We start from the raw sequence: 13,833 nt of genomic DNA, 5'->3' as shown, positions 1-13,833 counted from the left end.
ATAACTTCAACCACCCACATAAATCTTTAGGTAATAAATCACCTAAAGAGTGTATGCCCAGGTTTGATGAAGAATTTAAATTCTTCATCAAACCTGACCTAAATAATAATTATTTATCGAATTTAGAGGTGTCCTAAGACGGGGAAGCCTACAATAGCATTTACAGGAATACCGTTCTCAGGTAAAACTCGAATAGCTTCTAATCGCTTTTTGATTGAGGTCGTTCTTGGTTCTAATATTCTTCTAGTCTTTTCCGACAGGGAAGTAACGGAAATATTCACACCGATTAAACCATATTCATTCAGTTCTTTAAGCACATCTAAATCTCGTATTATCAAAGCATTTTTAGTAATAATCCCTACCGGATGCCGATATTTCAAAAATACCTTTAAGCATTTTCTTGTCAATTCAAATTCTCTTTCTGAGGGTTGATAACAATCTGTGTTTCCAGATAAAACAATGGTACAGGCCTTCCAACTTTCACTCCGTAATTTGGCTTCTAACAATTGTGGCGCATCGTGTTTTATAAGAATCTTACGTTCAAAATCTAAGCCTGCGCTATACCCCCAGTATTCATGCGCATTTCTCGTATAGCAATAGACACAACCATGTTCACAACCTTGATACATGTTCATGGAGAAACTCATACCAACATCGAGACTTGTAACTTTATTGACAATAGTTTTAGGAAAAATAGGAATAAACTGCGTCTTATTACTATCAGCCGATTCACCTTCAAGTCGACAAAATTCTAGAAAATCATCACGAGTTTCGTAGCTATATGCAGAAAATTTATGGTTCGTATTTTTTTGCGCTCCTCTCCCTTGTACAAAAGTTTCAGAATTCATTTTTTAGGATTTATTCCAAAATTATGGAAATAATCCATTTAAAAAAAGATATTTATAAAAATTATGAGATTAAAAAAGATATATTAGCCTGGTGAAAACCATCCAAAAAGTAATAATCTTTTTACTACCCTATATAGAATTTTGCCAGTTTACAACACCTGAAATTTATGGTGAATACAATCTATTTGTTGATGAGGAGTTCGACTCAAATGTTTATCATAAAATAACATTTGACACTCAATTAACTTCGTTTAAATGTATAGTCCCAGAAGTTGATGTTTCTTACTACTTTGGAATTCATACTGAGGACAGATAGTATGCTGAAGAAACCGGCCCGGCCACCTACAAAGCTTATTTAACTCAGTTTTTTGAAGGATTTATTTGGGGTTTCTCCCCTAAGTTATTTTATGAAGAGGAAGGTACCAGAGTAGTTCTTATCCCAAAATATCATTTTGGAAAAGTACGAGCAGAAGGTGATTTTTATAGATTCGGATGATTTATCTATTGAACAAGAAATAAAAACCAGAATCTATTACTGGTCATTTGCCTTAGGTATTGAAGAATCTAAATGGTCTAATAATGCTACCTATGGCTTCTATCTGAATTATAGCGGTTTTAATGCAGGCAAAGCACTCAATCAATTAGATTTCAAGAACCAAAAATTTCAAAAGGACAATTTCAACACCAGAACTGTGGGGCTTGGTATGAGAATATCATACAGTTTTAAGAGAAACAAAAACCCTACTTAATAGCTACTTGAACCAACTGTTTCTTAGTTCCTCTCTTTGCATAGAACATCAATTCATCATTAAGGCGATTTATATAAGGCCGTGAAACCATAAGCGGCAAACGAGCCTCGGTATCATCAATTACCTTGCTGTAGTTCATATGTCCGTTTTCATCCAATCTAATCAGAAATACATTTCTATTTCTACTCATCCCCTGCTTGAACATGATACGATCATCACTCAATTGCTGAGGATTTTCTGCCGATGTGCTTATAAAAAAATAAGTAGTATCTTCTTTTGTATAGGCACTGTATGAAGCATACGCCCCATCGCCTTGTGTAACCTCAGTTTTATTAATATTACGCGCCCAAACCAAATCTCCTGTCGGACTTAATTTTGCGCTAATGATATCATTATGATGATATCGGGTAACCATCACCCTTCCTCCACTGGTATTTGATTGTATGCTAGAACTAGTGAAATATTCTTCTGCATTGAAAAGAATATTTCCTGCATTGGTTACATCCATACCTTTAAAAACTAAGTCTTTAATAGCCTTATCATCTTCCCTTCCAAATTTGTCCAACATAAACTGTTCTGAAAATGGATTGAACTTGCTGACACCAATTTCTAAAGAAATAGGATTCAATTTGAAATAGGAAATACCGTTATAACGATTATCCTTACGATCAGCATAAAAGCCGATGCAAAGCAAATCATTACCCTTAAATATCGGTTTTAATGCTTCAGGAAACTTACCTGGCGTATAAAATGATTGCACACTACGACCAGTTTTCGATATACGCACCATTTCATACTGATATTTACGCTCTGTTGCATTAAACCGTTTCTTTTTAAAGTAAGCCTTACCTACCAAGTAAACGTTCTGCAAATCTTTCGAGAATAATATATTTTCAAAAGCATAGTTCTTTTCTTCAACCTCATCTGTAAAATCATGCGCCATCAATTTCTTCAAGTTTGAATCGAACACATGAATTGTATGTTGGTCAACCTTTCTTTTCTTATAATGGGTAGTAATGGCGAATGCCGATTTTTCGTCGTTGAACAATACCGATGTCGTAAATCCGGATGTGAAATTTCTGTTATAAAAATTTCTATCTAAAGGCTGTTCTACAGGTTGAGATGCAATGGACAGAATAGTTTCTCTTGTAAACTGAAACTGAGAAAACGGACTTCTATGAACTTCATACTGGTAGCTATTGTTCTTAAAACTATATTCTAGAAATAAAAGATACACCTGTCCGTTTCGGACATAGGCATCTATAAAATTTGCATCCTTTAATTTGTAGTTATATTCGGATATAAGCTCTAGATTCTTGTTGTAATGCTCAATAAAATATCCTTTAGGCCTTAGAATAATTCCCGTATAATATGCACGTACTACAACTGTACCCTCACTGCCATCATCTGCCATGGCGAGCATATTAGAATACCTATATTTATCGTGAAATTTTTCACCTATGGTATAGTTTACTTGTTCTTCTTGGGCAAAAGCACCTAATGCGCTTATAAATAGCAGACATATACACACACCACGTTTAAACATACCCTATTGTTTTATGCTATGAACCTGGAAAGGATGCCTTTCTCTTTTCTAGAAAAGCGGTAGTACCTTCGGTAAAATCATCAGTTCCGAAACAAGCACCAAAAGCTTCAATTTCCTGCTCATAACCATTTACAGTATTCTTAAAACCAGCATTTACAGCTTTTATTGCATGAGCTATGGCTACGGATGAGTTATTGGTAATCTTGGCTATAATTTTATGGCACAATGGTAATAGTTCTTCTTGCGTGGTTACATGATTCACCAACCCGTAAGAATGTGCTTGTTCTGCGGTTATCATACCTGCAGTCATGATCATTTCTAACGCACGCCCTTTACCCACTAACTGCGGTAAACGTTGAGTACCTCCATAACCCGGTATTAAGCCTAAAGAAACTTCTGGAAGTCCCATTTTGGCATTATCACTCGCCACCCTAAAATGACAGGCCATGGCTAATTCTAAACCTCCACCTAAAGCAAAACCATTTACGGCAGCAATAACAGGAGTCGACAAATTTTCAATAAAATCGAATAATTTTTTTTGCCCCTTAGCAGCCAATTTTCTTCCTTCCTTAACGGAGTAATCGGAAAATTCTGAAATATCTGCGCCAGCAACGAAGGCCTTTTCGCCGCTACCCGTTAAAACAATAGCTTTTATATTTTTATCCTTTTGTAAATCACTAAAAGCATTCTGCAATTCACTAATAGTTTCCTTGTTTAAGGCATTTAATTTATTAGGCCGGTTAATAATCACTATAGCTGTTGCCGCTTCTTTTTGTATGAGTATTGTTGTGTAAGACATATTATAATTTTTGTTGATTACTATCTTTTTTTAACTTTCCATGGGGAACTTTACACAAAACACAGTTCCTTTGCCCGGTTGAGAGGTAAATTTAATGGTTCCTTTATACGTTTCAACAATATTTTTAACCATCCCTAATCCTAATCCCATGCCACTGGTTTTTGTAGTAAATTTTGGTTCAAATATCTTTTCCTCGTTTTCTTTTTCGATACCAATGCCATTATCGGCTACCGAAATTTTCACCATATTCCCTTCTGTAGCTACCGACACCAGAACTCGTGGTGATTTAACATCTGGTACGGCTTGAATTGCATTTTTGACCAGATTGGTAACCACCCTTATCAACTGGGTACGATCTAACTTAGCAATAATTTCTTCCTCATCTGCTATGAAATGAATATAATCCTCATTGAAAATATCCAAGGCTAATTTTACTATTTTAACGACGTTCAAGGTCTCGTTTTGTTGTGCAGGCATTTCCGCAAAATTAGAAAATGCCGAAGCTATACTGCTCATAGTGTCTATTTGCTGGATAAGCGTATTTGAATATTCCTTCACTTTTTCCTGAATGTTGGGGTCCTTTGAATCAAATTTACGTTCAAAGCTCTGTACTGTCAATCGCATTGGGGTAAGTGGATTTTTAATCTCATGGGCTACCTGTTTTGCCATCTCGCGCCAAGCTTGTTCCCGTTCACTTCTGGCGAGTTTTACGGCACTATGACCGAGCTCATCAATCATCCTGTTGTAGGCGGAAATCAATTTCTCTATTTCTTCCCCAGGGTTCTCTATAAATATTTTTTTGTTCTGTTTGTTTAAAGCAGTGCGTTCCATCATATCAGAAATAGTTTCTAAGGAACGGGTTATATATTTCGAGATAAAAAAAGCAAATAAAATAGCAATGAGCAACATAAACAGATATACTCCCGATAAACGCATTAAAAATTCCCTCAATTCATAATCGTTAAAGGAATTATCCTCAAAATAAGGTAGGTTTAGAATTCCTATCGGTTTGAACTTTTGGTCTGCTATATACGTAAAGGAAGCTTGATACTTATCCCCTGCCAACACATTCTCCCTCACATATCGTTTATCTGTACTTACCTCTAGTTTATTCAGTACCTCAGCATCTAAACACATAGAAATAGAATCGTTGGTGAATTTGGGACGTGAACTTTTTATAAGTTGACCATCTAGACTATAGATATTGAAATTCATGTTTTGCACCACGGCAATCTCATAGATTTCATTCTTAAAAATAAGGTCTAGATTTTCGGTCGTTACAGGATAAGTGGTTTTCTGAATGGCGAGGTCAATACTTTGGCGTATTTGTTCCTCTTTGCGCTCCATTCTATTTTCATGGTAATCTTTAGACTGCTCTCTGTATTGGTATACAGTCACCCCAGCAATTAATACCGATGCAATCAACACCAAAAATATCATGGATAAAAAAATTCGGGACCGTAAAGATACTCTCGTTAACAAGATTCTGTTATTTCGTCTAAAGTTAACAAATATCACACCAAAAAAAGTTCAGGTTCAAGTATCGAGTTAAAACTGAAACTTGAAAGTTCTAATTCATTTAAACTGTTGTCTCAATCTCTTGTTTATAATGGCCATCTATACGTTTTAATTGTATCTGAATAAATACCGTAATAAGTCCTATCAACCTCTTTCAAGGTGTGATCTGCCGTTGGAATTAATCTTAAAACAATCATCCCATTTGGCATCACAGGCTACACAACCATAGAGTAAAAAATAGGATGATTTTATCGCAAATCACAAACCAATACTGTCACTTCTTCTATGGTTCCATTTAAATATACCGGAGTAACCGGTGAGTTTGTATCCCCCATATCAAACCCTGCATCAGTTAAACCATTTAATAAAGCGTTTGTGATTTGACATAGTTTTTCTCTTAATTCTGGTAATGTTTGCATCAATTCAAGTCTTTTTAAAGCTCCAAGACTATGTGCATAGGCAGTGCTTTAGTGAAGATTTGAGACCGCATATTGTATTTGAAAAACATACTGGCTTCTTTTGTACTTACAGTTAATGCCCTATTCCTGCAAATGCCTTTGCAAAGGTGCCAAAGTGGAAATCAATGCCATCTTGAATTCCTTGCGCTTCACCTTTACCAGCACCTGTTTTACCCATGCAGCCAATGCCGTGTGCATCATCTACCAATAATAAAAACTTATAATTTACTTTTAAAGCAACAATTTCTTTTAGTTTCCCTTGGTCGCTACACATACCAATAACACCTTCGGTAATCAATAAGGTTGCTCCTTTATTTTTGTTTGTTATTTTTTGAGCTCGCAGTAATTGTTGTTCACAATCTTCGATATTATTATGCCTAAATACAAAACGTTTCTCCATATTTAATCGTGCCCGGTCTAGAATACAAGCTTGTGACTCTGCATCATACACAATAACATCATTTTTATCTACCAAGCAATCAAAATTTCTTTTCCCAAAAGTTAAGATTACCATTGTACGCTGTAAATTCTAAATCAAAACCTTCTGGAATTTCTGTCCACCTACTCCAATACGTAACAAGGCGAGTTCCAATAGGTGTTTTTTTTAATTGATTTTCTACATATTTTGAATACGTTGAATATAATTTTTCATCTAAAACGATTTTACTGTCTATTAGAAGTGAATTATCAATATTTTCATAAAAAGGATTATAAAAATAAAAGGCATCATAAGCAGAAAAGGATATTTGTGTAATGTTAGAGTGTAAGAATTCTACATTATTGATTTGGTGTGTTTTTGCTATACTTTGAGATAACTTTACAAGCTTCTGTCGTTGCTCCACACCATAGAAACGACCTTTTGTTGAAGCTGCTCCTATCAAACAAAATTTTCCTACTCCAGATCCTATATCCAAAACTTTGCAGTTTGGTTTATCTACTAAATAATCGGCAGCCAATTTGGCTACTTCCACAGGCGTCCAATGACGTTCAGCAAGCTTTTTGATTCGCCAAGGATAAAGTGTATTAAAAAGAGGGTCTTCAATGTCAATGTTTAATTGCAGATTTTTAAAAATCATTGTATCAATTGTGTATAATCTTGAAAAGTTAATAAGGAAACAGTCTCTATTTTAGTTGTTAAAATCGCAAACCAATAGCTGTATGGAGCCGTATTCACATATGCCGTATGCTTATGTAAGTTCCGGTTTTTCTCAACAATTTTGCAATCAAATGGTGTAATTAAATGAAAGGTGTCATTGGTTCCATAAACAATTCCCCAAATAGATCCTCTTTTTAGCAAGCTACTTTTCGTGGTTAGTTCAATCAAATCAATTTCACCTATTTCTTTTTGACCAAAATCGGATATTCCTACACAAAAATCATATAGCCCTATTTTTTGCAACCATAAATGCTCTTTTGTGTAATAGACGTTTCTAGGAATTTGCATCATATAGGCTTTTTTTAAAGGTTATTTAAGGACCAATTAATAGTGCATAAGCGTCCGCTTTTAATGAGTCTGCTAAATAAACATTCGCCCGAGTTGTTAATTTAATTATCCAGCCTTCACCATGAGACTCTTCAATAACCGATTCCGGCTTAAACTCCAATTTTAGATTTTATTCTAAACTCTTACTATTTATAAGTAGAAGAAGATTCAACACCTTTTTTACAGGTTCAACAGTACCAAATACATTGATTTGCCTTAATGCTTCACCTACTGTTTCAATTTCTACATAAACAATGTCGCCTAACTCGCTTTATGTAAAATTAGTAATCTCAATATAAGCGCTAACTTTTTCTCATCGCAGCTATTCGCAGTCGTTGTTATATAAGCTGTTTAACTATTTATTTGTTTTTTGTATTTATTTTCTGTGCTTCTGGACATAATTTATTGCTATAAGAACAGTAAACACAACAATCTTTCGAATTCTTTATTCCAAAAACAGTATAACAAAACACACATTTACTGTTCATATGCTTACCTATCTGTGGCATTTTCTGTTTGTATTTAGAGCCACAGTTAGGACAATTCATTATAGCTTCGGTATTAATCTTTAACATTCTCTATACTGTTTCAAATTTTGTAATATTTACGGTGCTGCAGAGCAGATTTCAACGTTTGCAAATGATTGATACGCTAGTTTAATTGTTGCTTACAAAAGTACTTTACTGAAAAATAAAGCGGGTTGATTGGAATCTTGGTAAAATTTGATTTAAATCAAATTTTAAGTTCAAAATAAATATGGTGTAACTTTGAAATCTAAATATGATTACAAAATTCACATTCAATAGCCAATATATTTTAAGCGAATTACCATCGTATGATAGGGATTTTCTTAAAAACATAATGGTTGATAAAACGTATCGTAAAAATGAGCCTATATTCACTGAAGGTACATTGCCAGCGGGTATTTTTTATTTACAAAGCGGTAAAGTGAAAAAATATAAAATAGACAATGATGGTAGAGAACAAATAATATATATCTATAATGCAGGTGAGTTTTTTGGTTATTCATCAGTTTTAAGTGAAAACACCTATGGAGATACAGCAGTCACCATAGAAAAGTCTATAATCGCATTTATAGCCCTAAAGGATTTTAATGAGATAATTAAAGATTCATCATCATTTTCACGTTTACTATTGAAAAGTTTAAGTCACGAATTTAGTGTGTTGGCAAATCTTATGGCGGTGTTGTCTCAACGTACAGTAAGGGAACGAGTAGCTCTTAATTTATTAATTTTGCATGATAAATATAAGGTTGATGATAGTGCAAATACATATATTATGCTTTCTCGTTCCGATTTAGCTAATATGGCCGGGACGGTAGTTGAAACGTTGGCTCGTGTGCTTCATGATTTTAAACATGATAAACTTATTTCTACAGATGGTCGTAAAATTCAATTACTGAATATCGAACGTCTCATCCGAGTTGCAAATTTTTATTAGACGCAATGAACTAGCTAGCCTGCTGAAAGCAGACGGAGTAGCTGAACACGGCTAATTACTAAACCTTGTACAAAACAACATAGTCTTTATCCAATCCTTGATAGCGTACTTATTTTAAAACCGCGTTCTTATCACTAAACTTACTGACGGTGTTTACATAAAAACCACTTGACCGAAAAGTATCGCACCAAAGCTTTTTCTTTAGTTCAGGGTCTGTCTGAAATATCTCACGAGATGTTATGCTTTTAAGCATCTTTACAATTGCCTATGGACTTTTGAAGGAACTGTCCGGAGAATAAATGAACGCTGCCTTTGTCCGTTCTTATGTCAAAAATGTAAACTTCGTAGCGTAATTAATTATCGCTCACTATGACTTACTCGGTACGCCACTATGAAAAAAATAGTAGTAACCGGTAGATTCATTTATTATGGTTGAAGTATTAAATTTATTTCATGTAAAAATATAATTACTAATGCTATGCGAAATTACCAGATAGTAAGTCTATCTAATTCTTTTAACTATTCTTTTCTTCTGGATGGATGAAACCAGAAATTTTAAACAAAAAAATCACTTAATATCTTCTTCGCAAACATTTGAACCTCATTAATGTCATTTTCATATGGATGAGATAGCGCTTTTTTGTAATTAATAATCATATCCAAAATCTCATTATTTTTAGGTTGGTCTTGAAGCATTTTAGAATACCGTTCCAATACATTTTCAGTCACCTATTTTAACAACTGCAATACCTTTCTCACTCAACGCTGTAGTGACAAATGTATAATGGTTCCACAAAACCGCATTTTTTGTGGAACCATATAAAACATCTTCTCTATAAGTATATGTTTTTTTTAGTATTATGTAAATCAATATTTTACAAAAAAAAGTTCATTTAAACGACCTATATTTCCCCTAGATTTAGGTTGTATTTTTGAAATATCATCTACAAATTGAACTCAATAAATAATCTTGATGACTCGCATTTGATACTTAAGTTTTAAGCTTGTCAAACTTCTGGGTTTTTATTTCTTATTCTCTTGTAGAGTTTTATACCAAGCATTAGAAGAATTCCTAAAACTATAATTCCTACTACTCCAAAAATCCAATTGAATGTTCCCTTTAAAATAACAAGAAATACTACTGAAAAGAGAATAAGGGTTGCACCCTCATTCCAAATACGCATATAGTTAGACGTATAGTCAATTTCATCGCGTTGAAACTTCTTGAACATTTGATGGTTCTTTAGATGATATGCTATTAAAAGTGCCACAAAACCCAGTTTAATATGCATCCATGGTTGTGTGAGCCATCCGGGATAAATTAATAATAACCAAACCGCAAAGAATGTTGCCAGTACAGCAGATGGCCATGTGATGATAAACCAAAGTCTTTTGGTCATCATTTTTAATTGCTTAGATAGTATTTCTTTTTCGGGAGGTAATTTTTGATTCGCTTCAATTTGGTAAATGAACAATCTAGGAATATAAAAAAGCCCAGCAAACCATGTTATCACGAAGATTAGATGCAAGGCTTTGATATAGTTATAATATTCGCTCATTAAATTCTAAGTTCGAGTTCAAAGTTAATGAAACCACTATTAAGTCATATTAAAAGGTCTTAAAAATAGAATGTGTCAGTTCGAGTGGTTTTTTATTTAAATAGAACGCAAAGAAAAAATTATATCGAGAACCTTTTCAGCTACGAAAGGCTTCTCGATACAAATTTATTCGTACCGCATAAATTCACTCGAAGTGACATCAAAACATCTTATAATCTTATTGCACCAATACCAGCTTCCCACAACGTTTTATTATAAGCTGGAATTGCCGTTTTAATCAATTGATTACCCCTTGCTTTTAAACCATCCCATTGCGTTTCTAACTCTACTTTACGGTCTTTACTCGACTGGTTTACTCTTGGTATACTACTATTGGTCTGATTAATCAAGAATATGTATTCTGCCGTAAACTTATTTGGAAAATTCTCTACATCATCGTACGCTTGTGATTTACGCTGAATCATATCTTCATCCCAAGCTTTCATTTGTGCAAGTAACTTTTCTCCTTCTTTTTTGATTGTAGGATTCGTAACTTTTTTCAGCACTGATTTTAAATCTTCCTGAACCGCAAATAATGAATTAACCATGTTGTGCATATTCGTAAGTGTTTGCTCTGCATCGACCATAAAGGTGTCATACTCCTCGTATTGACCAGGTTTAGTCTCATAGGTTGGTAATTCTTTAATTACGCCCGTAGTAGACACCATTTCGCCATCTACAACTAATTTGAATGTGTAGGCACCTGGAGAAACATTATGACCTCCAAATCCCGCTTCTATATAAACCCCAGGTATTCCTGGCATAATTGGATATTCCATATCCCAGACAAAACGATTCAAACCTTCTTTTTTAGTAAGCAAAGGAGCCGGTGGGGCACTACCTCCATTATGAGGTATATACGCTGGATCCTTTTCTGAACTGATGGTGCGTATGACCTTACCTTTTGCATTCGAAATATCAAGGGAAATTTCTGTACTATCCTTCAACTTTGGCAACTCATAGTATAGCACCACTCCGTTTGCCGGGTTTATCCCTTCAAAAGTATCTCCACCCTTAAATTTATCAGATGTCTTATTTAACGGACTTCCCCATGACCCATTATAGGCGTCTTTAGGTTTTAATAGTTGAAGTCCTTTTTTAGAGGGTTGATATTGACTTAAAGCGATTACATCATCTAAAATCCAAAACGAACGACCAGAAGTGGCTACAACCATATCTCCTTTATGCATCTTTAGATCCATAATAGGTGTAACCGGTAAGTTTAATTGCAACGATTCCCAATTCTTACCTCCGTTCCAGGATACATACATTCCTTTTTCAGTACCTGCATACAAAAGGTCTTTTTTAACTTCATCTTCACGCACTACACGTGTAAAGGCCCCATAAGGTATACCAGCATTGATAGCCGTCCAAGTTTTACCATAATCTGTTGTTTTATACAACCCTGGCGTATAATCATTGAACTTATATCTTGTAGTGGCAATATAGGCAGTTGCTGGGTCATGAGGTGATACTTCAATGGCATTAATCAAACATTCTTTCAGCCCTTTTGGTGTTACGTTTTCCCATGATTCACCACCGTTTTTAGTGAGGTGGACTAGTCCGTCATCACTACCTGTCCATATATATCCTTTTTCATGTGGAGACTCTAACATATAAGCGAGCGTACCGTAATTTTCGGCACCCACTGCTTCATTAGTATACGGCCCGCCACCATTACCTTGTTTTTCATCTATATCACGGGTTAAATCCGGAGAAATTTTATCCCACGTTTTTCCCATATTACTGGTCCTAAATACAAATTGTGCTCCGTGATAATACGTACCAAGCTCATGTGTAGAGGCTATGATAGGGGCATTCCAATTAAACAAATATTTCATATTCCTAGCCTCACGACCTAAATATTGAATAGGCGCCTGCATAATTTGAGTTGAAGCTTTAGATTCCATATCCATAATCTCAACTGTACCTAAATATTGACCTCCCATCACATAGCGTGGATTATCTGGGTCAAAAGCTAAAAAAGCACTTTCACCACCAGCTGAATCTGTCCAATCTCTTGTGGTAATACTGCCACTTCCTGTTGATAGACTAGCAATCTTTACCGATGTATTATCTTGTTGACCACCATAAATATTATAAGGAAATAAATTATCTACACTAATGCGATAAAACTGTGCCGTTGGCATATTATTCTGCGTAGACCATGTTTTTCCATAGTCAAAGGAAACAGAAGCACCACCATCATCTGCCAAGACCATGTTTTTAGAATTATTCGGATTGATCCATAAATCATGGGTATCCCCATGAGCTACTTCTACGTTCTCCCAGGTTTTACCGCCATCTTCAGAGCGCAGTGCAGGCGCACTCAACACATACACCGTATCCTCGTTATTAGGATCTGCAAAGACTTCAATATAGTACCAAGCACGTTGCACCAATCTATTATCACTACTTACCAAAGACCAAGATTCCCCGGCATTATCGGAAATAAAAAGTCCCCCTTTATCCGCGTTCGAGTCGCTCTCAATAAGAGCATAGACTTTATTTGAGTTTGCAGGACTAACAGCAATCGCCATTTTTCCTTTTTCATCAGGAAGGCCTTTATGAATTTTCTTCCAAGTTTCCCCGGCATCAGTTGATTTATAGAGTCCGCTACCCACACCACCACTCACGACCATATTCGGCTTACGTTGATGTTCCCACATAGCAACGTACATAATTTCCGGATAATTAGCATCCATAGAAAGCTCAGCTGCACCCGTTAGTTCATTTACAAAAAGCGTGTTTTTCCATGTTATACCTCCATCAACAGATTTATATACCCCACGTTCTGGGTTACCTTCAAACAAAGCACCCTGAGCTGCCACATATACAATGTCTGGATTTGTTGGGTGAATAATTATTCGTGAAATGTGTTGCGTCTTTTCAAGACCCATCTTAGTCCAAGTATTACCAGCATCGGTAGACTTATAAACACCGTCACCATATGAAGTCATAACCCCTCTAGGAGCATGTTCCCCCATGCCGACATAAACAATATTCGGATTAGAAGCCGATACAGAAACTGCACCAACAGAACCTAATTCAAAAAAGCCATCGGATATATTATCCCATCTTTGTCCAGCAGATTCTGTTTTCCAAAGTCCGCCACCCGTGGTTCCCATGTAATAGGTCATTGGGTTGCCAATTACACCCGTTGCAGTTACGGAGCGCCCACCTCTAAACGGACCTATATTTCGATATTTTAAAGGTTTGAAATAATCATTGGCTGTTTGTGCAAAGGTAAATGTGGTCAATAGAACCACTAGCAAGGATACTACTTGTTTTTTCATCTATATGTTGTTTGGTCGTCCGTTATATAATTTTAAAATGCACTATAAAAAAACCTCTCTAAATTTAGAGAGGTTTT

Annotated in this window: 15 protein-coding genes and 1 pseudogene; 2 read left to right on the top strand and 14 right to left on the bottom strand. The window is 35.3% G+C overall.

The window, feature by feature from the left end; genetic code table 11:
* Positions 1-149 precede the first annotated feature (149 nt).
* Positions 150-848, bottom strand: a pseudogene (locus ES765_RS13030) (radical SAM protein); the annotation flags it as partial.
* 452 nt (positions 849-1,300) lie between these two features.
* Between ES765_RS13030 and ES765_RS13025 the strand changes: the two are divergent.
* Positions 1,301-1,597: a hypothetical protein gene (locus ES765_RS13025; protein ID WP_138114760.1), complete on the top strand. Its 297-nt coding sequence runs from the start codon at positions 1,301-1,303 to the stop codon at positions 1,595-1,597.
* Here ES765_RS13025 and ES765_RS13020 read toward each other — a convergent pair.
* The 9 genes from ES765_RS13020 to ES765_RS22925 all read right to left on the bottom strand — a co-directional run bounded on the left by ES765_RS13020 (position 1,590) and on the right by ES765_RS22925 (position 7,949).
* Complete coding sequence (locus ES765_RS13020) at positions 1,590-3,143, bottom strand: hypothetical protein (RefSeq protein WP_138114759.1); 1,554 nt, start codon at positions 3,141-3,143, stop codon at positions 1,590-1,592. The genes ES765_RS13025 and ES765_RS13020 overlap by 8 nt on opposite strands.
* 16 nt (positions 3,144-3,159) lie before the next feature.
* Positions 3,160-3,942: an enoyl-CoA hydratase/isomerase family protein gene (locus ES765_RS13015; protein ID WP_138114758.1), complete on the bottom strand. Its 783-nt coding sequence runs from the start codon at positions 3,940-3,942 to the stop codon at positions 3,160-3,162.
* Between the two features lie 30 nt (positions 3,943-3,972).
* Positions 3,973-5,382 carry a sensor histidine kinase gene (locus ES765_RS13010; protein WP_138114757.1) on the bottom strand — a complete coding sequence of 470 codons (1,410 nt, stop codon included), beginning with the start codon at positions 5,380-5,382 and terminating at the stop codon, positions 3,973-3,975.
* Between the two features lie 326 nt (positions 5,383-5,708).
* The gene (locus tag ES765_RS21765) at positions 5,709-5,882 is read right to left on the bottom strand and encodes a hypothetical protein (RefSeq protein ID WP_171017300.1); all 174 of its coding nucleotides are present in this window, start codon (positions 5,880-5,882) and stop codon (positions 5,709-5,711) included.
* Positions 5,883-5,991: 109 nt separating this feature from the next.
* The gene (locus ES765_RS13005; protein ID WP_171017299.1) at positions 5,992-6,393 is read right to left on the bottom strand and encodes an aminotransferase class I/II-fold pyridoxal phosphate-dependent enzyme; all 402 of its coding nucleotides are present in this window, start codon (positions 6,391-6,393) and stop codon (positions 5,992-5,994) included.
* Positions 6,394-6,397: 4 nt separating this feature from the next.
* Complete coding sequence (locus ES765_RS13000) at positions 6,398-6,994, bottom strand: methyltransferase domain-containing protein (RefSeq protein ID WP_138114755.1); 597 nt, start codon at positions 6,992-6,994, stop codon at positions 6,398-6,400.
* Positions 6,991-7,365: a glycine cleavage system protein H gene (locus tag ES765_RS12995; RefSeq protein ID WP_138114754.1), complete on the bottom strand. Its 375-nt coding sequence runs from the start codon at positions 7,363-7,365 to the stop codon at positions 6,991-6,993. Before ES765_RS12995 ends, ES765_RS13000 begins: the two co-directional genes overlap by 4 nt.
* 166 nt (positions 7,366-7,531) lie before the next feature.
* Entirely contained in the window at positions 7,532-7,657 is a 126-nt protein-coding gene (locus ES765_RS22930) for a hypothetical protein (RefSeq protein ID WP_138114764.1), read from the bottom strand.
* A 103-nt stretch (positions 7,658-7,760) separates the two neighbouring features.
* On the bottom strand, positions 7,761-7,949 hold the full coding sequence (locus ES765_RS22925; RefSeq protein ID WP_410504587.1) for a GDCCVxC domain-containing (seleno)protein: 189 nt from the start codon (positions 7,947-7,949) through the stop codon (positions 7,761-7,763).
* Between the two features lie 232 nt (positions 7,950-8,181).
* Between ES765_RS22925 and ES765_RS12985 the strand changes: the two genes are divergently transcribed.
* A complete protein-coding gene (locus ES765_RS12985; RefSeq protein WP_138114753.1) occupies positions 8,182-8,862 on the top strand; it encodes a Crp/Fnr family transcriptional regulator in 681 nt (226 codons plus the stop codon).
* Between the two features lie 109 nt (positions 8,863-8,971).
* Here the strand turns inward: ES765_RS12985 and ES765_RS22920 are convergent, their stop codons facing one another.
* From ES765_RS22920 to ES765_RS12965, 4 genes are all read right to left on the bottom strand, one after another.
* Positions 8,972-9,115, bottom strand: coding sequence for a transposase (locus ES765_RS22920; RefSeq protein ID WP_138114752.1), 144 nt, complete (start codon positions 9,113-9,115; stop codon positions 8,972-8,974).
* Between the two features lie 302 nt (positions 9,116-9,417).
* Positions 9,418-9,591, bottom strand: coding sequence for a flavodoxin family protein (locus ES765_RS12975; RefSeq protein WP_138114751.1), 174 nt, complete (start codon positions 9,589-9,591; stop codon positions 9,418-9,420).
* Between the two features lie 278 nt (positions 9,592-9,869).
* Positions 9,870-10,421, bottom strand: a complete 552-nt coding sequence (locus ES765_RS12970) for a CopD family protein (protein ID WP_138114750.1) — start codon at positions 10,419-10,421, stop codon at positions 9,870-9,872.
* A 209-nt stretch (positions 10,422-10,630) separates the two neighbouring features.
* Positions 10,631-13,756, bottom strand: coding sequence for a WD40/YVTN/BNR-like repeat-containing protein (locus ES765_RS12965; RefSeq protein ID WP_138114749.1), 3,126 nt, complete (start codon positions 13,754-13,756; stop codon positions 10,631-10,633).
* Positions 13,757-13,833: the final 77 nt, after the last annotated feature.

The organism is Maribacter sp. ACAM166 (genome assembly GCF_005771495.1).
Taxonomy (GTDB): domain Bacteria; phylum Bacteroidota; class Bacteroidia; order Flavobacteriales; family Flavobacteriaceae; genus Maribacter.
Note: the sequence above shows the minus strand (reverse complement) of the source record. Positions and strands in the feature narration are given on the sequence as shown.